Below are 21,388 nucleotides of genomic sequence, written 5' to 3' on the forward strand. Positions count from 1 at the left end.
GGGCTGGATTTGGAACTTCTTTGACTTGGAAATCTACTTCTTCTGTCTTAGTTTCTTCCTTAGTGGTAACAACTGGAGCTTTCTTAGTTCCTACTTCAACAACTTCATCAACTGCTGGAGTTGTGATGGTGTTGGATTTCACTACACGACCTGTTTCCTTGCCGTCAGTGTAAGTAACCGTCTCAACGATTGTACGAACACCTTTTTTACCTGGAGTTGTTACATTGCGGACACCTTCTGGAAGGGCTGGATTTGGAACTTCTTTGACTTGGAAGTCTACTTCTTCTGTCTTAGTTTCTTCCTTAGTGGTGATGACTGCGCCAGTACCTTCTTCGATGACTTCATCTACAGCTGGTTTAATAACTGTTTCAGACTTTTTCACACGGCCTGTTTCCTTGCCGTCTGTATAAGTGATTGTGTAGACAACTTCCTTTTCACCATTGACACCTTGAACTTTTGTTTTTCTTGTGCCTTTTGGTAAAGCTGAATTTTGCTCAGTTGAAGATCCGTAAAGGATTGGTTCTTTGACTGTAAGGTCCTGTGTTGTAATCTTTGGCTGTGGTTGCGGATCTGGTTGAGGTTGCGGTTGTGGATCTGGTTGAGGTTTTGGTGATTCACCATTTAGAAGGGCTTGAGCTTTTGCTTTTAAAGCTTGGTAACGAGCTTCGTACTTGGCAAAGCCTTTCTTTCCTTCTTCACTCTTGATCGCATTAACTGCAGTAGTATGGTACCCTTCTGCATCTTCCAAAGCATACTGCAAACTTTCCTTAGTATCTGAATCATCTGGATTGAATTCATTGATTGCTTTTTCAAATTCATCCATTTGATTTTTAAAGTTCGTTGCTGCTTGAGCTTCTGCTGCATCTGGAATTTCCTCATCCTCTCCAGGCTGTTCCTCTGCATAGACAGTAGGGACATGTGTCAGCTCAGGATATTTATAAACGGCTACTGCTCCCAAAGCATTAACAGCTAGCACTGAGATTCCTAACTTAATTAACTTTTTTCTATCCATAATGATTTTCCTTTAATCTTTTTCCTAATAATACGATAGTAACCAGAAGAGCATAGCTCTCCTGGACTATCTTACATTAATGCTTTGGTTTTCTTCTCAAAAGAAGTCCCATCAGCACAAGGATCATTCCGATAATCACCTCATTTACCATAGTAGCAGAAGTACCTGTTTTTGGCAAGATATTCTTAGGTTTTTCTGGCTCTGGTGTTGGTGCCGGTGGCAAGTCACCCTTAGGCGCTGGTGGCGTATCAGGTGTAGTTGGTGGCGGCGTACCCGGTGTTGTCGGTGGTGTATGTGGTGGTGTTGTCGGCGGTGTATTTGGCTCTGGCGGATAAACGTTTACTGTATTCGTTACTTTCGGTTTATCGTTGAAGGTTACAGTAGCCTTATTCGGAATCTTCGTCTCATTATTCTCTTTATTCAAGTAGCTAGACAAGTCTGCTCCGTCTTTAATAGATGAATAGATGATGACGCGGAAGGTGCTACCCTTCAAGGCTTCCAAAACAGCCTTATCAGTAACTTCTACGGTAACTTTCTGACCTTCTACAGTTACTTTGGCGATTTTCGCAAGAGCTTCATCCGTGATCTCACCCTTGTCATTCACTGTTGTGAATGCTTCGAGAGCTTTTTCGAGTTTCTCTTTGCTCTCTTTCAGTTGTTCAAGGTTCTTATTCAGCTTATCTTGTTCAACTTTTTGTTCTTCAGGTGTTGCGAGGTTACCAGCTTTCGCACCATCTGCTTTCAGTTGTTCCAATTCAGCTTGTGCTGCTTTGAGGCTTTCTTCAAGGGCTGCGACTTCAGCGTTGTTGTCTGCTGGAGCAGGTGTCGCTGTGGCATCGCCTGCGTCAGAATCTGAAGATGGAGCTGGTGTTGCAGGTGTCGCTACAGCTTTTTCCTTGGCTGCTGCCAATTGTGCTGTTAGCTCTTCTACCTTCTTCTCAGCTTCTGCCAGTTTCTTAGCGAAAGTACCATTTGTCTCTTTGCCTTCGAGCTCTTTCAGGTCGCTTTCTGCTTTTTCAATCTTAGCAGTTATCTTCGCAATGGCTTCTGCGACTTTATTTTCCTCAACCTTAACAGCTACACGGTCTACCTTCAGAACTTTTTCAAGTTCATCTGTTACCGTAAAGCTATTCAATTCAGTCTTCACATCACGGCCTTGAGCGTCTTTGATAGGGTTGCCTGATTCATCAACTGGATCAGTTGGCACCTTCGCTGTCACATCAAAGCGGAAGCCTTCCTTGAGTTCTTTCAGACGGTAAGCAGTTGATGGGTTAGATCCATCAGCTGGACCTACTGTCTTAGCTGGTTCGTTTGGTTTTGGTTCCTCAGGTTTTTCTGGGTCCCGTGGACGAACGGTTACTGGGTTAGATTCTTTTGTGCCGTTCTTGCCATTGCTATCCTTGAAGGCAATTGTTGCCTTGTTTGGAACAGTTTGGTTTTCGTAAGCTGATAAGTCACTATCTGCTTTCAGCTTAGCTGGAATGTAAAGTTGGATTTCTTTATAGCCACTGATACGAGCGAAGTCTTTCACTGTTACAGTAACTGTATTGCCTTCCACTTTTGTTTCCACAGCGTCTGTTGCATAACCATCCACGTAAGCTACAGGAGTTCCTGTGATTTCAAGAACTGGTTCCAAAGTATCCGTAACGGTGAACTCTTTGTAGAGGCGGATATCTTTTGGAATTTGTGTGTTGACATTGTACATGTAAGGAACATCACGGTCAACATCTAAGTGATCCAATGTACGGTTAATCTTCTTCGTAACCTCTGGTCCAGGTTGTTTTGGAACTTCGACCGTAACTGGCTTAGTTTCTTTCTTGCTTGCTGGATTATTGTTAATCAAGTAAGAAGCTGTATTTGGTACAGAGTAGCTATTAGCTGTTTCATATGGAGTTAAGTCTGCATCCGCTTTAATCTTCGCTTTGAAGGTTACTTGGACTTTCTTACCACCATTTGCTTTGACAGTCTCTTCTGGGAAGGTTACTTCCAGAGTTTGACCGTTTTTCGCTACAGCTGCGTCTGCTTTCTTACCACCAAGAGTGACTTGGACATCACCGGCAAATTCAAGAACGTCTTTCAATTCATCGGTAACTGTAAAGCCTGTCGCATCTTGAGGCATAGTTGTATGGATGTTGTATGTGAATTCTTCTGTTCGATCTGCAATTGTTTCAGAAGGTTTTGAATTCACATCTTTTTCAATCGGTGGCTGTTCTGGAGATGGAGGAGTGACAGGTACTACGTTAGAGTCCTTCGTTACAGCTGGTTTGTTAGGGAAGCCAACTGTGTAAGAAGCCTTATTCGGTACTTCTGCCTTGTCTGCTTTCATGTAAGCTGACAAGTTTGCACCCTCTCTGATCTTAGCCTTGAAGTTGAGGACAACTTCTTTACCACCGTTTGCTTTCACCTGATCTTCTGTCAGGGTCAACTTGATGGTTTGACCGTCTGTTGTAATCTGGTCTGCCTTCAAGTCTTCACCTGCTAGAGTCGCAGATGATTCACCCGCAAACTCAAGAACATCTTCCAGCTTATCGCTGATAGAGAAGGCTGTCGCATCTTGCGGTACAGTAGTCTTCACAGTGTAAGTGAAGACATCGTCACGGTTAGCTAATGTTTCAGCTTCTTTATCGTTTACTTCCTTCTTCAGTTCTGGTTCAGTTGGGGTTGGTGGAATGACTGGAACTGGTTTAGAACTTTGTTCTGTTCCTGGGTCATTGTTAAAGTTGTATTTAGCGGTGTTGTAAATCCGTGTCGTACCATCTTTTTCGATATAGTCTGACAGGTTCGCTCCCGCCTTGATCTTAGCCTTGAAGCTGACATGAACTGCTTTGCCTCCTAGGGCTTTCGCTTCATCTTCTGTCAGTTTGACTGTGATCTTCTGACCTTTAATTGTAATGTGGCTGGCATCTAGTGGTTGACCATCTACCGTTGCGCTTGCTTGGCCATTTTCACCTGAGAATTCTAAGACTTTCTCAATCGTATCGTAGACTGCGAAGCCTGTAACATCAAGCGGCACAGTTGTGTCGATTGTGTAGGTGAATTCTTCATCACGAGCTCCCAAGTTAGCTGATTCAGCCTCATTGACCTTCTTCTCAATCGGAGGATTTTCCGGACTTGGAGGAGTCACTGGGACTTCATTAGAATCCTTAGTTACGCCTGGGTTGTTCGGGAAGTCCACTCGGTAGCTTGCCTTATTCGGAATTCTAGTCTTACCATCTTTAATGTAGCCAGATAGGTTGACACCTTGGCGGATCTTAGCTGTGAAGGTTAGGTTCACATCTTTACCACCATTGTTCTTGACTTGTTCTTCGGTTAGATTCACAGTAATGGTTTGACCATTAATTGAGATACGATCGGCATCAAGAGCTTGGCCATTTAGGCTAGCAGTCGCACGACCTGTTCCATCTGCAAATTCAAGAACGTCTTTCAGCTCATCATTGATAGAGAAGGCTGTTGCATCAAACGGTACTTTCGTATTGATGTGGTAAATGAACTCATCGTTACGGTTAGCCAGTGTTTCCTCTTCCTTACCATTGACATCCTTCTTAATTTCAGGTTCTTCTGGAGTTGGAGGAGTTACTGGTACTCTGTTTGAATCCTTATGGATTTCTGGACGATTTGGGAAGCCTGCTGTGTAAGAAGCTGTATTCGGGATGCTAGTCTTACCTTTTTCAATGTAGTCAGACAAGTTTGCACCTTCACGAATCTTAGCCTTGAAGGTCAAGGTTACTTCCTTACCACCATTTGCTTTCACTTCGTCTTCTGTCAGAGCCATAGAGATTGTTTGGTCTGCAACGTTGATACGGTTGGCATCAATTTCTTGGCCATCGAGAGTCGCTGTTGCTTGACCTTTCTCACCTGAGAATTCTAATACTGGTACAAGAGTATCTGATACTGAGAAGGCTGTCGCATCTTGAGGTACAGAAGTTGTTACTTTATAAGTAAACTCTTCATAACGTTCTTTCAGCGTTGCTTCTGGCTGACCATTCACTTCTTTCTTAATACCAGGTTCTTCTGGACTTGGTGGAATCACTGGAACTGGTTCTGTGCTCTTTTCTGTCTTAGGATCATCGTTGATGATGTATTTAGCAATGTTAGGAATCCGAGTTACGCCGTCTGCTTCAATGTAGCCTGCCAGGCTGACATTCTTACGAATTTTAGCCTTGAAGCTTACATGAACAGCTTTATTGCCGTATTTCTTCACTTGATCCTTCGTCAGAGTCACTGTCAGAACTTGTTTATCTACAGTGATTTGTGAATCTTCGATCACATCTTTGTCACCATCTACTGTGACTTCTGCTTGGCCTTTCTTACCTGAGAATTCAAGAACGTCTTTCAATTCGTCGGTAATCTTGAAGCCAGTCGCATCGACAGGTACTTTCGTATCGATGGTGTAAGTGAATTCTTCATCACGGCTGTCCAGAGTTGCGGATGGGTTGTTATTAACCTTCTTCTCAACTGGTGGATTTTCTGGTGATGGAGGAGTCACTGGGACGATGTTTGAATCTTTCTCAACTTTTGGACGGTGTGGGAAGTTAGCCACATAAGACGCTTTGTTTGGTACACGCGTTACACCGTCTGCTTCGATGTAGTCTGCTAGGTTAGCACCTTCACGAATCTTAGCTTTAAAGTTGAGGACAACTTCTTTACCACCGTTTGCTTTGACTTGTTCTTCAGTCAACTCAGCACTGATGGTTTGGTCTTTCAACTTGATTTGTTTTGCACCCAGCTTTTCACCATTGAGTGTGAGAGATGCTTCTGCATCTTCGCCAGCAAATTCAAGTACTGGAACTAAACTATCGCTGATAGAGAAGGCTGTCGCATCTTGCGGTACAGTTGTCTTCACAGTGTAAGTGAAGACATCGTCACGGTTAGCTAATGTTTCAGCTTCTTTACCGTTTACTTCCTTCTTCAGTTCTGGTTCAGTTGGGGTTGGTGGAATGACTGGAACTGGTTTAGAACTTTGTTCTGTTCCTGGGTCATTGTTAAAGTTGTATTTAGCGGTGTTGTAAATCCGTGTCGTACCATCTTTTTCGATGTAGTCTGACAGGTTCGCTCCCGCTTTGATCTTAGCCTTGAAGCTGACATGAACCGCTTTGCCTCCTAGGGCTTTCGCTTCGTCTTCTGTCAGTTTGACTGTGATCTTCTGACCTTTAATTGTAATGTGGCTGGCATCTAATGGTTGACCATCTACCGTTGCGCTTGCTTGAGCATTTTCACCTGAGAATTCTAGGACTTTCTCAATCGTATCGTAGACTGCGAAGCCTGTAACATCAAGCGGCACAGTTGTGTCGATTGTGTAAGTGAATTCTTCATCACGAGCTCCTAAGTTCGCTGACTCAGCCTCATTGACCTTCTTCTCAATCGGTGGATTTTCCGGACTTGGAGGAGTCACTGGGACAATATTTGAATCTTTATGGAAGTTAGGATCGTTAGGGAAGGCAGCGTTATAAGACGCTTGGTTATTGATGACTGTCTTACCTTTTTCAATGTAGCCTGATAGGTTGGCACCTTGGCGGATTTTAGCCTTGAAGGTCAGAACAACTTCTTTACCGCCATTGTTCTTGACTTGATCTTCTGTCAAAGTCAAGGTGATCTTTTGATCAGCGATAGAGATACGGTCTGCTTCTAAAGCTTCTCCATTAAGAGTAGCACTTCCAGCATCCGCAAACTCTAGAACATCCTTAATAGTGTCATCGATAGAGAAGGCTGTTGCATCAAACGGTACTTTTGTCTTCACTTTATAAGTAAAGATTTCGTCACGGTTAGCAAGAGTCGCTTCTTTTGCATCATTAACAGTCTTTTCAATCTCTGGTTTTTCAGGACTTGGAGGAGTCACTGGAACAATATTTGAATCTTTATGAACCCCAGGATTATCCGGTAAATCTACATTATAAGAAGCTTGGTTATTGATAACAACTTTATCACCAACGACGTAGGCAGCTAGGTTCGCATTTGGACGAATCTTAGCCTTGAAGGTTAACTTAATTTCCTTATCTGCATTGGCTTTCAGTTCTTCTTGGTTCAGTGTAACTGTGATTGTTTGGCCATTGATCGCGATATGATCATCTGACAGTTTCTTACCATCTACAGTCGCTTCTGCCTGACCTTTCTCACCTGAGAAGTCCAAAACATCTTTCAGAGTATCAGTGATGTTGAAGGCTGTTGCCTCATAAGGAATCTTGGTCTTCACATGATAAGTGAATTCTTCATCACGTGCTTCCAAGGTTGCTTCTGCCTTATCATTGACATCTTTTTCAATTGGTGGTTGTTCTGGAGATGGAGGAGTTACTGGTACTTCATTGGAATCCTTATGGAACTTAGGATTATGATCGATGTCATAAGAAGCCTTGTTCGGAATACGGATGCCTTGACCAGGAACTAGGTAATCCAGAAGGTTTGCTCCTTCACGGATTTTAGCTTTGAAGGTTACTTCGATAGACTTACCAGCATTAGCTTTCACTGCTTTTTCTGCAAAGGCCACTGTCAAGGTATTCTTATCAGTAGAAATAGTAGCTTGATCATTGGCAGCCTTGCCGTCAATTTTCACTTCAACATCGCCCTTGTTGCCAGCGAATTCAAGAACGGACTTCAGTTCATCTGTTACGGTGAATTCAGTCGCATTTGTTGGCATCGCTGTATCCAGACTATAAGTGAATTCTTCAAGACGGGTTTGCAGATTGTAACTGTCTGCACCGTTAACCTTCTTCTCAATTTCTGGAGTGTTTGGTGGTGGCGGTGTAACAGTAACTGGGTTAGAGAATTTCTCTGTTTCTGGATTGTCATTGACCACAAAGCTAGCTTTGTTTGGAATCGCTGCTTTATCTCCATTTGGATACTTAGCAACTAATTGGTCAACTGTGTAGCCAGATTTAATCTTAGCATCGAAGGCTACTTGAACAGCCTTGCCTGCATATTTCTTGACTTGATCCTTATCGAAGGTAACTGTCAGTTTTTGGCCTTTCTTCGCAACCGTCACATCTGTCACAGCTTGACCATCAATCGTTACAGTCGCATCTCCATCAAATGTCAAGACTTCTTCCAAGGTATCAGAAAGTACAAACTTATCTGCTACAGTTGGAACTTTTGAATCCACTGTATATTTGAAGGTGCTTGTTAAGCTTGCCAAGTCTTCTTGATCCTTACCATTTACTTTCTTCGTAATTGGTGGAGGAGTCACTTTAACTGGCTCTGTTTCTTTTTCCTTAGACTCGTTATTCTTATTAGTATAAGTAATCTTAGCCGTGTTTGGAATTTCTGGAAGAACAGATTCTTTCTTCACTTTAGCGTGGATGACCAACTCGATTTCTTTATTCGCAAGAGCACTTGCTTTGGCAAAGTCCTTCATCGTTGCTGTAACAGTATTTCCTGAAACAGTAATATCGAAGAATTTCTTGGCTTCTTCAGAAATGCTTGGTTCTGGGTTCACCACTCCAAGATTTTCATCTAGAGTATCGGTGATGACAAATGATTTGTATGTATCAATATCATTTGGCAAAGTAGTCTTAATATTGTAGGTGAAATCTGTTTCAGCAGCAATCGTCGCATTATCTTGATCACCGTTAATCTTCTTAGAAACATTTGGTTCTGTTGGTGGAGTCACCGTTACAGGAATTGTTTCTTTTTCACCTTTATGGTCGTTTTTATCCTTAAAGCTAAATGTCGCTTTGTTTGGAATGTTAGAACGAGTGACACCGTCATTAATTTTCGCTGGGATAACCAGTTCAATTTCTTGACCAGCTAGGGCACTTGCTCCGGCAAAGTTTTTCATTGTTGCCGTTACTTTTTGTCCACTGACAGTCACGTCAAAGAAGTCTGCAGCAGGACCGCTGATAACTGGTTTGTCTGCACCTTCATTAATAACGCTTAACTCATCTTCCAAAGTATCGGTAATCACAAATTCTTTGTAGGATGTGATATCACTTGGAAGTGTAGTCTTAACATTGTACTTGTATGGCTGACCAGTTGCAATATCCAAGTGATCCAAGTTTTCATTGATCTTCTTAGTTACTGGTGGAGGAGTCACCGTTACTGGATTTGACTCAACTTCCTTAGCCACATTGTTTTCATTAGTAAATGAAATCTTAGCCTTGTTTTCAATAGTCTTACCTGTCACACCAGCTTTAACTTTTGCTGGAATAGTCAGTTCGACGAATGAATATTTCGCGAGTTCTGCGAACTTACCTTCTTTAACTGTTGCAGTAACAGTTTGACCATTTGTTTGGATTTCAAAGACGTCTGCCAATGGACCGCTGATGCTTGCTTGTCCATCAAATTCGAGATCGGCATCCAGCTTATCACTAATGACAAATTTCTTGTAGCCTGCTACATCACTTGGCACAGCTGTTGTGATGTTGTAAGTGTATGGTTGACCATCGAAGGTTACCAGACTATCCAAGGTGTTGTTAATCTTCTTAGAAACAGTTGGTTCTTTTGGTTTAGGTGGAGTAACCGTTACTTCTTTCGAAGTTTTCTTCTTATCATTTAGAATAACATCAGCTGTATTCGGAATGTTTACCGCACCATTCTTCTTATATTTAGAAAGGTCAGCTCCCGGACGAATCTTAGCCTTGAAGATCAGTTCGATTTCCTGTACTTCGCTTCCACCACGACGAGAGATCAAACGGTTCAACGAAGTTAATTGAGTCTTATCTAGTGTAATCTCTATTGTTTGACCATTGATTGAAATCGCTTTGGTCAAAGCATTGTAAGACTTGCCTGCTACTGTTACTTTAGCTGAATTTGGTACAATTTCAAGTTCATCTACAACTGTATCTGTCAAGGTGAACTTGTCAGCAATACCTGGCCATGGGGCAGTTACCTTATATTCAAACTCTTCGCCATCTGCTTGTAGACCTTCGTGTTCTTTTTCGTTAACCTTCTTGTCTACTTCTGTATCAAGTGGTGGTTTAACATAAATTGGGTTTGAACGACGAATCGTACTTGCCTTGTCTTTTGTCTTGGCATGGGCATCTTGGTTTGGTGAATCATCTTCTCCATTCCACATGATGTTACCTTGGTTAACTAAACCGTAACCATTGTTATTTTGTAAGATTGCCAAGTAAGCCTTGCTGGCTTGGTTCTTACGGTACTCTTCTTTCAGGCGGACTGTCATTTTCAGTTTCGCCTTCTTCATGATCAGGTAATTATAATCCTTACCTTGCGATGGAACGTCTGCTACAACGACGCTTTGTGAGTTTCCTCCAGCATCTTGTTGTGTTACCACACGAGTCGGCCAGCTTTGTCCATCTGGACCTTGAGCAGAATGACTCACCACTTCCAAGCGGTAGTCAATTGGGTCTGTCAACATAACGTTCTTTTCAAATTCGTAAGGAACGTTATTGAAGTTGTAGTCGACAGTGTAAGTGAACTCTTCGTCTTTCTTGCTTAGTTGTGCAGAATAAGATGGTTTCTTAGTCAACTCTAACGGATCCGGAATGACACCAATATCGTTGCTAGCATCCGCATCTTTCACTGTCTTCGTTGCACTTGGATAACAGTATTCCAGTTTTTGAACTTCTACTGTTTGGTTCCGACCACCGATTTGACGTGTTTCGAAGTCACCTGCTTTAAATTTACCAGTCAATTCTGGAACTGTGATTTCTTCCTTCTCTGGAACATAATTCTCAGGAGGGTCTACTTCGCTATCTTCATCTGTCTCAGGTGCGCGAGCTTCCTTACTCAAGTCGTAGTCAAAGCTGTTTTTACCTGGATTGAAGACACTATCTGGAACAGAGATTTTAACCTTGTTACCAGTCTGTGTGATTGTACCACGGATTTCCTTGCTAGGGTCTGTTACTTTCGGAACAATCTTCTTACCATTGATTCGGATAGCATCTACCTTGTAGCCTTCGGTGATATCAAACTCACCAGTGATATCATCTTTAACTAAAGCAGCCGCTACTGATTCCAAAATCTTTTGCGAGAATACATCAATGTTATTTTGCTCATTAACATAGAAGGAAACATTCTTGCCGTTTACAACCTTGTCTGGTGAAGCCATGGATTGAAGTGCGTCGTGGAAGATGGCTTGCACTGAACGGTTGTCCCCAATGTTTATTGTATTACCGAAACCATTTAGATAAGCTGGACCATATTGATAGTATTTCTCCGTGAAGTTATCAACACGTTCCCAGAAACCTACAACCACCGAACCTTCTGAACCAACCGCCGCTTTCAGCTGATTACCAGCCGCTTTCAATTCATTGGCACGACCAGTAATATCTTGAGCTGCTTCTGGATAGCTATCCACTCCCCAAGCTTTTTGAATAGCATCTGTTCTCGTCCAGCTCTTATCCATAACGACTGTGTTAGTCCCTGGCAGACGATAACCATTGGCTACCCCATCCGTTACTAGGAGGAAGACCGTCTTACGACCGTTTTCCATATTCCCTTTGACACGGTTGTACTGAGCGATTGTATCATCAATCGCAGGAACAGTTGGGGTACCACCATCGACAGCGATATTATCAATAAAGTTATGAACTTTATTTTGATCGCTTGTTAAGCCACTATTTCCATAGGTATAGTTTTTACCAGTTGAATTCGCATCAGTATATACATTCGCAGGGTTACCACTAAAATCATTGTTTTCAAAGTAACGCACCTGATCCAAACCTTGGTAAGAAGCTACGAAAACGCGGTCAGTTGTCCGAGGGTCGTCAGTCTTAACTAGATGAGGATCGTTCTCATCGTATTGTTCTGGACTAACATATGTTGTCAAACGTTTAAGAGCACGTTTTACACTTGGAATAGTTGTTCGGAATGAACCACTGGCATCCTGCAGGATAACCAAGTCAATTGGTTTCCGCGGAACTGTCCAGTCCGTTGCGTCCGTTTTTTCAATCTTACGATAACACCCATTTTGTGTGATCGTTGTATGCTCATCAATCCGTCTTGTCTCAATATTCAGAGGATCATCAGCTCGAACAACTGAAGTCCCTAGATTCAAGACGCTGGATGGCATTGACATCAACAGGACGGTAAATAGTATTAAAACCTTTTTCAAAAAATCTTTCATGCTATTTTAAAGCCTATATAATAGTAGAAACTTTTATACAAGCTCTCCCTTCTCTTTCTTTTATTTAAATCTCTTCTAGCTGTTTTTCAAGCGCTGCTTCATCGTGAAAGTCTGTCATTACTTTCTTTACCTTTTGATTCTTATCGACTAGATAAATCGTGGGGATTGATTGAACATGGAGGATATCCGCCGCTCGCTCATCTGTGTCATAGTAATATGGGAAAGTATAATCTTTTTCACTGATATACTGATCCGCTCTTTCTTTCGTTTCTCTTTTGGAATCAAGCATATCCAACATAACAAAATGAATTCTACCTTTATACTTTTCATATACTTTTTGAATCTCTGGTAACTGTTTTTGACAATCTGGACACCAGCTAGCCCACTCTACTACCAGCATGGGTTTACTATAAAACTCTGTACTCTTCTTTTGATACCCTGCTTGGTCTACCATTTCAAACTCTGGCAACTGCTGTCCTGTCAGCTCATGTACTACAGCTGAACTACCATCCTTTTGTGTCGATCCTTTGTTATGCCTGTTAGGACCAGCAATGTAAAACAAAGCAAAGACCGCTACCAGAATGACTCCAACAGTCAAAAAGGGTAGCCACCACTTTTCCTTTAACATATTCCCTCCTAGTTAGATTCCGTCTCTATCAAATTTTGACATAAGAGCAAGCACTGTACAAATATCGATCTTTTCTTGCTAAAAAAACCATGAAAAAAGCCGTCATATACAATGCGCCAATTATATGGTTATTATACCAGTTTTTTTTGAGCATAACAAGCATTTTGTCTAAAATTTATGCAAAATACTTTGAAAGATGACACTATTTATTAAAAGGAAAACGATTGCCTAAAAACTTAAAATTATCAGAATTTTTAAGTCGTTTTTCTTTCCTTTTTTGGACCTATATTCAGACCAGTCAAAGGCTATTTTTTAGCCTTTGTCACAAAAAAACACAACTGGAATACAAAAAAAGCAGATAGTGATCTGCTTTTTGTTTCTATTGTAATTCTGCGATTTGATTCAGGTTTACTTCTGCAATGGTGTCATTTCCAAACATAGAAATAACCATCTTAACTTTATTATTGTCAATCTCAGTAATTTTACCTGTATAATCTGTAAAGGCTCCGTCAATAATCCGAACAGTATCACCAACCTTGACATGAATGTCAAATTCTTGCACAGTTTGTCCCATAGAGATCAGAATGTTACGGATTTCTTCTTCCAAGAGCGGAGTCGGTTTAGAGCGGTTTCCGTGAGATCCGACAAATCCTGTTACATTAGGAGTGTTCCGAACAACAAACCAAGCCTCATCAGTCATGACCATTTCAACCAAAACATAACCAGGGAAGCGATTTTCTTCGATTTCCTTGGTCTTGCCATTTTTCTCTACTTGCACAGTCTGAGTAGGGATTTCTACGCGCAAGATATTTTCCAGCATGTTATAAGTCTGAGCGCGTTGCAAGAGATTTTCTTTTACCTTGTTTTCATATCCAGAGTAGGTCTGCAGTACAAACCAGCCTTTATCAAAACTATCCATTTTATTTCCTTTCTTTGTTAGCAATTTTTAGTTTAGAAAATCATAAACTAAAACACTATAAAAAAGCCTAATGGCTTTTTCCGTTTTCTCTAGCTTTATTATATCATAAAAATAGGGAATGCCAAGAAGTTTACTGACAATTTTATCAAAAAAGACTGGGAAATTTCCCAGTCTCTAATCGACTTAAAAGAGATTCAACAAACGAAGCAGTCCGTGAGATACCAATAAGTCAAATAAATAGATAACCACAACAAAGAAGGCTGTATATTCCATAATAGAAATAAAGTCAATCCAGCTTTGCTTCCCTGTTGGCCATGTTGTATCTTTTAAAACTGTAAAAGTGTCCTTAAGAAATTTCACAACTCTCTCCTATCTTGTTTCTTTATGAATAGTGTATTTATTACAATGTTTACAAAACTTGTTTACTTCTAGACGTTTTGGTTTTGGCGTACTACTCAGCTTTATTGAGTAATTTCTCGATCCACAAACCGTACACGCCAGACTTGCTTTTTTTAATGCCATAACGCCTCCATCTTTCCAATTATAGCAGGATTTTTTTCTTTTGACAAGGTCTGGACGTCAATCCTTTGAAGCTTTTTTACTTCATCTAACGAACAGCTATTATTTTCGCTGGTGATTTGGTAAAATAGATGTCATAAAGGAGAAGAAAACGTGAAAACTGATCATTTAAAAGAAAGTAATAATATTGAAGACCGTCGCAATGAAGGGGGATCGGCTAGCTACGGGTCAGGCAATGCTCGACTGGGAAACGGAATATTGCGAATCCTGTTAGCACCTGGCAGTTTTAAAAGCAAGCTTGTCCTAATACTACTCTTACTTTTCTTAGGGGGTGGTGCTGGTTTGTCTGGCATTTTTGACACAGGGACTTCCCACCACTATGAGTCCACCCAAGTTTCTCAGCAAAGCCATACTCAGGTCAATGACAAAGACGCCCAATTTGTCAGCAAGGTCTTAGGGACTACAGAAGTCTTTTGGACTCAAACTTTTGAAAAAGAAGGAAGAACCTATTATAAGCCTAAACTGGTCTTCTATACCGGTCAAACTAGGACTGGTTGTGGGGTTGGCCAGGCCTCTGCTGGACCTTTTTACTGTCCTAAGGACCAAAAAATTTACCTGGATATTCGATTTTACCAAGAGCTGACTACTAAGTATCGAGCAAGCGGTGACTTTGCCATGGCTTATGTTATCGCGCACGAAGTCGGACACCATATCCAAAACCAACTAGGGACACTTCAATCCTACCAGCAAATGGTGAGAGGAAAATCAGAAAAGGAAAAGAATGCCCTAAATGTTCGTTTGGAACTTCAGGCGGACTACTACGCTGGGGTTTGGGCTCGGTATATTGAACAAGAAAACTTACTAGATGTTGGTGATATTGAGGAGGCACTTAATGCAGCCCATGCAGTCGGAGACGACACCTTGCAGGAGCAGGCCTATGGCTATTCTGTGCCTGATAGCTTTACACACGGAAGTGCGGAGCAACGTATGCGTTGGTTCAAACGTGGTTACCAATACGGCGATTTTGAACACGGTGACACCTTCAGTGTACCTGATAAAGACCTTTAGGAAAACCCTAAAGGTCTTTTTATCTGATTGATTTACTGTGACATATGCTTCTTGATTGATAAACCCAGGCTGGAGCCTCAAGAGATAGACTTCTATAAATAATCCATCTATTGAGATAAGAAACTTACCAACCAAACCAGCTCTTGACTGTATCCCAAGCATTCTTAGCTTTACCTGGAATATCTGCCTCTTCGATAGCATTTTTAGCCTGATCGACTATTTCTTTTGCCTTGTCCTGTACATCCTGTAAGAAATCATTGCCACCTTGATTCTCGGTATTTCCAGTGCCATAGGTGTCTACCGGAGCAATACCATTTTGAGCATAGGTATTCTTTTCAGAGAATTTGGTTCCTTCCGTGTATGGCAGGACGCTATTGGCTACATTTCGGAAAATCACAGAAGCCTCGTTAGCACTGGTTCCTGTCAGGTAGTGGTTTTCATCTGTCTTTGGAAATCCTAGCCACTGACTGATAACAACATCAGGTGTGTAGCCGATGACCCACTGGTCTCCAGATAAGTCAGGGTTGAAGTCTGTCTCAGTTGTCCCTGTCTTACCTGCCATCGTATAATTATATGGCGCTGCGTAGATACCCGTTCCGTTTGAGAAGGTCCCTAACATCATACTGGTCATCTTTTTCGCAGTCGATTGATTGAGGACTCGAGTGGAGCTAGACTTGTGGGTCTTAACGATTTGACCACTAGCGTTTTCAATCTTAGTGATCAAGTGGGCATCATGCATGACACCATCATTCGCAAAAGCGGAGTAGGCCTGAGCCATTTGGAGAGGATTGGTATTCACACCTGCTCCCAATGCTACACTGAGATTTTGCTCAACCTTTTTCATATTCAAACCAAACTTTTGACCATATTCAAAAGCTTTCTCTATACCCAACTCTTTAACTGTTGCTACCGCTGGGATATTCAGAGAATCCGCCAAAGCCTGATACATAGGCACTGTCGGGCTAGTTTGAATGCCACCATAGTTATTGACCGTATAAGATCCATAGGTCGTCGTAGTATTGTCTAGCTCTTTATCGGTCGACCAACCAGCAGCGATCGCAGGGCTATATACAACCAGTGGTTTAATGGTCGAACCTGGACTACGAGCTGACTGGGTTGCATAGTTAAAGGAACGGAAACCGGCCGCCTGGCTGTTGACTCGACCGACCAGGGCTCTCACCCCTCCAGTCTTGGGATCCAAGGCCACACTTCCCGATTCTGCTCGTGTTCCATCTGCTTCTGAAACAGGGAAGAGACTCTCGTTACTGTAAATAACCTGCATGCTGGCCTGGTAGTTTTGATCCAACTCAGTATAGATGCGATAGCCATTTTTGATGATATCTTCCTCTTTTAGACCATAGTCATGAATGGCTTCGTTAATAACAGCATCAAAATAGGATGGATAGCGATAATCTTCGGATTTGCCAGCATAGGCATCCACCAACTGGCTACCAAGACCGTTGGCTGCTGCTTGATCAGCTGTTGCTTTGTCAATATAGCCGGCTGCAACCATATTATTCAGAACTGTATCTCGGCGATTGGTCGCATTTTCAACTGAATACAAGGGATTGTAAATCTCAGGCCCCTTGAGCATTCCGGCCAGTGTAGCTGCTTGATCGAGAGACAGTTGGCTAGCTGATACTCCAAAGTATTTCTTGCTGGCATCCTCTACTCCCCAGACACCATTACCAAAGTAAGAATTGTTCAGATACATGGTCAGAATCTGATCCTTACTGTATTTTTTAGTTAATTCTAGAGCTAGGAAAAACTCCTTGGCCTTCCGCTCAATGGTCTGGTCCTGAGAAAGATATGCATTTTTGGCCAACTGCTGAGTGATGGTCGAACCACCGCCCGATCGGCCCGCTGTCAAAATTGCTAAGAAGAAACGACCATAATTGATTCCGCTATTTTTGTAGAAGGAGCGGTCTTCGGTCGCAATGACAGCGTTCTGCAAGTCCTTACTGATCTGATCCAATTCGACATAGGTCCCTTTTTGACCTGTCAAACTACCCGCTTCTTGACCATCTTTATCATAGATCATCGTAGTTGCCTTCAAGGCATTTTGCAAGTCGTTGACATTGGTGGTCTTGGCCACATAAAAGAGATAACCTCCCGTCACCAGCCCAAATCCCAGACCTAAAATCAAGATAATCTTGGTCAGATGGTATCTACGCCAAAAACGTCGGAAGGGGCCTTGGCCTTTTGAAGATGTTCGCTTAGCCGAGCGACCGGATCGAGACAGACGTGGTTCAGCACTTGTATCTGTCTCCTCCGCAGACTCAGCCGGTGAATCTTCTTTCTTAAAATGTTGAATTAAGGTTTCAAAAATATCATTTAGCTTTTTCATAACCCTTATTTTATCACCTTCCCAGAGAGTATACAAGAAAGTGCTGTTCCATAGGGCCTTCCTTTTAGAATTTTTTAAGGAATAGCAGAGCTTCTACCCTTTTTTTGATGCTAGCTTTCAAAGTTCTGCTCTTTTTGTTAAAATAAAGGCATGCAATTTAACTTTCGAATCCCTGAAAAAATGCCCACTATGAGCATAAAAGAACTACTGGAAGACTATTTCCTCATTCCCAGAAAAATCCGCCATTTCCTTCGCACAAAAAAGCATGTCTTGGTCAATGATCAAACTATCAATTGGCAAAGCAAGATTCAGGCAGGCGATCTCTTGTCGCTGACCTTTGATGAAGAAGATTACCCTGCAAAAGCCATCCTTATGGGGAAGCCGGAACTTGTCAAGGAACTCTACCAAGACCAGCATCTCATCATCGTCAACAAACCAGAGGGTATGAAAACTCACGCCAATGAGCCGACCGAACTAGCTCTGCTCAATCATGTATCTGCCTATGTCGGAGAGACCTGCTATGTGGTTCACAGACTTGACAAGGAGACCAGTGGCGCTGTTCTCTTTGCCAAAAACCCCTTTGTCTTGCCTATACTCAACCGCCTGCTGGAAAACAAGGATATCCAGCGCGAATACTGGGCTTTAGTAGATGGTAAATTTATCGAAAAAAGCAGAATATATAAGGACAAAATCGGTCGCGATCGCCATAATCGGAGAAAACGGCTGGTTGACAACAAACATGGCCAATACGCTGAAACGCACGTGACTCGCTTAAAAAGCTTTGGTCAAAAAACTCTTGTCAAATGCCAACTCAAAACTGGTCGTACCCATCAGATCCGTGTCCACTTATCCCACCACGGATTTCCCTTGGTCGGTGATCCTCTGTATCATCCGCAGCCCCAAGGTCGTCTCATGCTTCACGCCTACCGACTGAGCTTCGTCCATCCCTTTACTTTAGAAAAGATCAGCCTTGAAGCTCCATCTAAAAGTTTTGAAGAAGGGCTAGAAAAGCTGAAAGCATAAGAAGATACTACTAGTGAACTCAAATCTAATCGAACTAAGCCTCCAGGCATCATAACCAAGCACACAGAGGCCTCCACTTCTTCCGCCTTAGTAGACGCAAGAAAAAGCAACAGAAAAATCTGTTGCTTTTTCTTTGGTGTCAGAAATCGATTCTATCTCCTATCTTGCTTTACTAAGCTGGAAGCAGGCTGATAATTCTGGGTCTGATAACTTTCTGAAAGGCCATGCTCAGTAGATATGACAGCAAGAGAATGATAAAGAACCCAAAACTGTATATATCATTCCGAGGCATTAATTGCCTAAAAATAAAGATGATAAACGGATGAATAATATAAATCATAGTGGCATATCGCTTGGCGATATTGTTCAAAATCGGAACATCAATATTGGTCCCGTTTCTGATCGCATAGAGGAAAATCGCACTAGATGATAAAAGAGTGCTGGGGTAAAGGTCGTGCTCTGTTCCCATAAAACAGTATTCAAGCAGAATCAAACCTATTATTCCCAAGCTAATAGCCCATTTCCTGACAGACGATAAGTCGTAAGCTAAAATCCGTTCCCGATACTTGGCGAACTGCATCCCCATAATGAAAAAGGGAAGACCCATAAACAGGAAATTTCGATAGTAAAGGGTACTGTTGGTATTGAACTCGATACAAAAAGCCAGAGCCAACAAAATCAGAGACACGCCAAAGGTGGTCAGGCGGTGGAAATACTTATAAAAAAGGAGATAAAGCCCATAAATATAGGAAATAGCCAACAAATACCAAGTCGGAGTAGCAGCTGGACCAATCAAATCCCTAGGACTGTTAAAAAAGAAGAAATTGGCAAAATCTGACTGGTCTATAGTTGCCATCTTTTCCGCCAGCTCTCCCGACAGTACTAAGTCAATAAAATGCACAATCGAGTAAAATATCAGACTAGCGATTGTCAAAAGCAACATTTGCTTGAGGCGATACTTGACCTTTTCCCTAGAAATATTAAAGGAAAAATAGCCTGACAACATCATGAAAAAGGGCACTGCAAAACGGGCCACAATCTGATAAAAAACACCAAATTCCCCTGGCAGCAAAAAGTGCAAAGAAACGATACTAAAACAGGCTAAAGCCTTAACAGCATGTAAAGTTGTATTTTCTGTCTTCATGCAGACATTATAGCATGTTCATTGTTACAATCTGTCAAGACCATATGACACAAACATTAAGAATCATATCATTTGATGACAGCCACTTTTCTTATTATCCTATAAACTATCATTTTCTATAGCCATTACACAACAAACCTACAAGTAATGAAATCAAGTAAAAATCTGTCCTATCAAGCCCCAAAATAGCGCTTCTAGAGATTTTCAGACCTATAAAAAGGCCGAGGAAAGTGTACCCTAGAGCAACTTTCTTCAACCCTTTGTTTATTGATAATGTGGTCTTGCAAATCCTCGAATATTACCATGACCAACCCGATAGGTATTTCTTCTCACAACTCCGTTGCTTGAATTTCCTTCGATTGTATGAATCCATCCATTCTCTACTCTCTCAACAATACCTATATGATCCGCCCAGCCATCATTTTGTTGGGTATCTTTATCCCAGTTGAAAGTAATAATATCACCTGATTGAGGAGTCGTAGTCCCATCTTCATTCCAAATCCCTAATTTTTTAAAGATCTGAATATGGCGTTCAACTCCACACTCTCGTCCTACTAAATGACTAAGACCTTCTCGTTGGAAAACTACTGTAACAAATATATCGCACCAGTCATCTGTATTCTTTACAGCGTAACCGACCGGTAGAGGTTTCACACTGTTATAGTCCTCAACCATGCGCTGATGAGCCGCACTACCCGTTGACGTACCTACAAGATTTGAAGCTGCACGAATAACTCTATTTTTTTGATCTGTCACTTGGTGGGGCATCAATCTGGTTTGCCCCAGGTTAAATCCTTCCACACTACCATCCGTATAATCAACATATACGTGAGTCGTGTAATCACCTTGTTTGTTGCCGTGGTTTACAGCCGCAATCCCAATCTCGGTATGACCACCAGCAGGAGTCTGGGTATACCAAGATAAATTTTCTTGATGTGCTTGAGACCATACAGCTGCGCGAATATTTTTAATTCGTTTCCCTTGGGCAGATTGATCAACCGCAACGGTAAATGTGCCCGTCTGAGAATTCACATCTTTAATATAAGCTTTCGTCTTATGTGTTAGATTGTGGTACTCTACCTGAGTTGTAGTCGAATGAACTCCTATACGACTGCCATCATTCTGGATGTAGTATAGATGAACATGATAAGTACCAGTAGAATTCTTGTGATTTTCTGCCTTAATGCTGGCCTTATAGCTACCATCTGATTGACGAGTCGCATTGTACCAGATCAAGTCGTCTTGTCCGCCTTGGTCAGACCAAACGGGAACTTGAACCGATTGAACTCCTTTAGGACTGAAGACATCGGTCACAACAACATCAAAAGTGCCAGTCTCTTTGTTATTGTTTTGAATGTTGACCTTACCTGTTGGTTGAGACAGCTTTAATTGGGTAGACGTCTCAGTCACATACCTACGTTGGCCGGAGCCATCAACATAATGGACATGAACTTGGTACTTGCCTTGACTATTCTTATGCTCACTCGACTTGATGGTAGCTCGGTAGCTACCGTCTGCCTGCTTCACTGCCTTGTGCCAGATCAGATCATCCTGACCGTTGACTTCTGACCAGGTTGGAATCAATACTTCCTTGAGGCCATTTGGAGCGATTACATTACGAACGACCGCATCAAAGGTACCAGAAATTTGGTTTTGATTTTCAATACTGAGCACACCGCTTGGACGAGACTGATGAACCTCCGTCACCGTC

The 21,388-nt window shown here is 41.9% G+C and carries 11 protein-coding genes; 2 read left to right on the plus strand and 9 right to left on the minus strand.

Annotation, left to right across the window (positions count from 1 at the left end; translation table 11 throughout):
• The 6 genes from PCY06_RS10495 to rpmG form a co-directional block, all read right to left on the minus strand.
• A partial coding sequence (locus PCY06_RS10495) for a G5 domain-containing protein (protein WP_301390590.1) occupies nt 1-1,012 on the minus strand: 1,012 nt, incomplete at its 3' end.
• Between the two features lie 76 nt (nt 1,013-1,088).
• A complete protein-coding gene (padA, locus tag PCY06_RS10500; RefSeq protein ID WP_301390591.1) occupies nt 1,089-12,029 on the minus strand; it encodes an LPXTG-anchored isopeptide-forming adhesin PadA in 10,941 nt (3,646 codons plus the stop codon).
• Nucleotides 12,030-12,093: 64 nt separating this feature from the next.
• Nucleotides 12,094-12,657: a TlpA disulfide reductase family protein gene (locus tag PCY06_RS10505; protein ID WP_045504586.1), complete on the minus strand. Its 564-nt coding sequence runs from the start codon at nt 12,655-12,657 to the stop codon at nt 12,094-12,096.
• Between the two features lie 379 nt (nt 12,658-13,036).
• Nucleotides 13,037-13,576 (minus strand): transcription termination/antitermination protein NusG, encoded by a 540-nt coding sequence (nusG, locus tag PCY06_RS10510; protein ID WP_045504588.1) that lies wholly within the window; start codon nt 13,574-13,576, stop codon nt 13,037-13,039.
• A gap of 183 nt (nt 13,577-13,759) precedes the next feature.
• Nucleotides 13,760-13,936 carry a preprotein translocase subunit SecE gene (gene secE, locus PCY06_RS10515; protein ID WP_008809930.1) on the minus strand — a complete coding sequence of 59 codons (177 nt, stop codon included), beginning with the start codon at nt 13,934-13,936 and terminating at the stop codon, nt 13,760-13,762.
• A 9-nt stretch (nt 13,937-13,945) separates the two neighbouring features.
• Nucleotides 13,946-14,098 carry a 50S ribosomal protein L33 gene (rpmG, locus tag PCY06_RS10520; RefSeq protein ID WP_008809931.1) on the minus strand — a complete coding sequence of 51 codons (153 nt, stop codon included), beginning with the start codon at nt 14,096-14,098 and terminating at the stop codon, nt 13,946-13,948.
• Nucleotides 14,099-14,248: 150 nt separating this feature from the next.
• Here rpmG and PCY06_RS10525 point away from each other — a divergent pair, with 150 nt between their 5' ends.
• On the plus strand, nt 14,249-15,163 hold the full coding sequence (locus PCY06_RS10525; protein ID WP_048779231.1) for a neutral zinc metallopeptidase: 915 nt from the start codon (nt 14,249-14,251) through the stop codon (nt 15,161-15,163).
• Between the two features lie 124 nt (nt 15,164-15,287).
• Here the strand turns inward: PCY06_RS10525 and pbp2a are convergent, their stop codons facing one another.
• Complete coding sequence (gene pbp2a / locus PCY06_RS10530; protein WP_060970444.1) at nt 15,288-17,510, minus strand: penicillin-binding protein PBP2A; 2,223 nt, start codon at nt 17,508-17,510, stop codon at nt 15,288-15,290.
• Nucleotides 17,511-17,660: 150 nt separating this feature from the next.
• Between pbp2a and PCY06_RS10535 the strand changes: the two genes are divergently transcribed.
• Entirely contained in the window at nt 17,661-18,533 is an 873-nt protein-coding gene (locus PCY06_RS10535; RefSeq protein WP_195916600.1) for an RluA family pseudouridine synthase, read from the plus strand.
• A gap of 172 nt (nt 18,534-18,705) precedes the next feature.
• Here PCY06_RS10535 and PCY06_RS10540 read toward each other — a convergent pair whose 3' ends face one another.
• The gene (locus PCY06_RS10540; protein WP_045634787.1) at nt 18,706-19,677 is read right to left on the minus strand and encodes an acyltransferase; all 972 of its coding nucleotides are present in this window, start codon (nt 19,675-19,677) and stop codon (nt 18,706-18,708) included.
• 264 nt (nt 19,678-19,941) lie between these two features.
• Nucleotides 19,942-21,388: GBS Bsp-like repeat-containing protein (locus PCY06_RS10545; protein WP_301390592.1), on the minus strand; the 1,447-nt coding region annotated here is incomplete at its 5' end.

Origin of the sequence: Streptococcus sp. SG1 (assembly GCF_030439935.1) — a bacterium.
Lineage (GTDB): Bacteria > Bacillota > Bacilli > Lactobacillales > Streptococcaceae > Streptococcus > Streptococcus gordonii.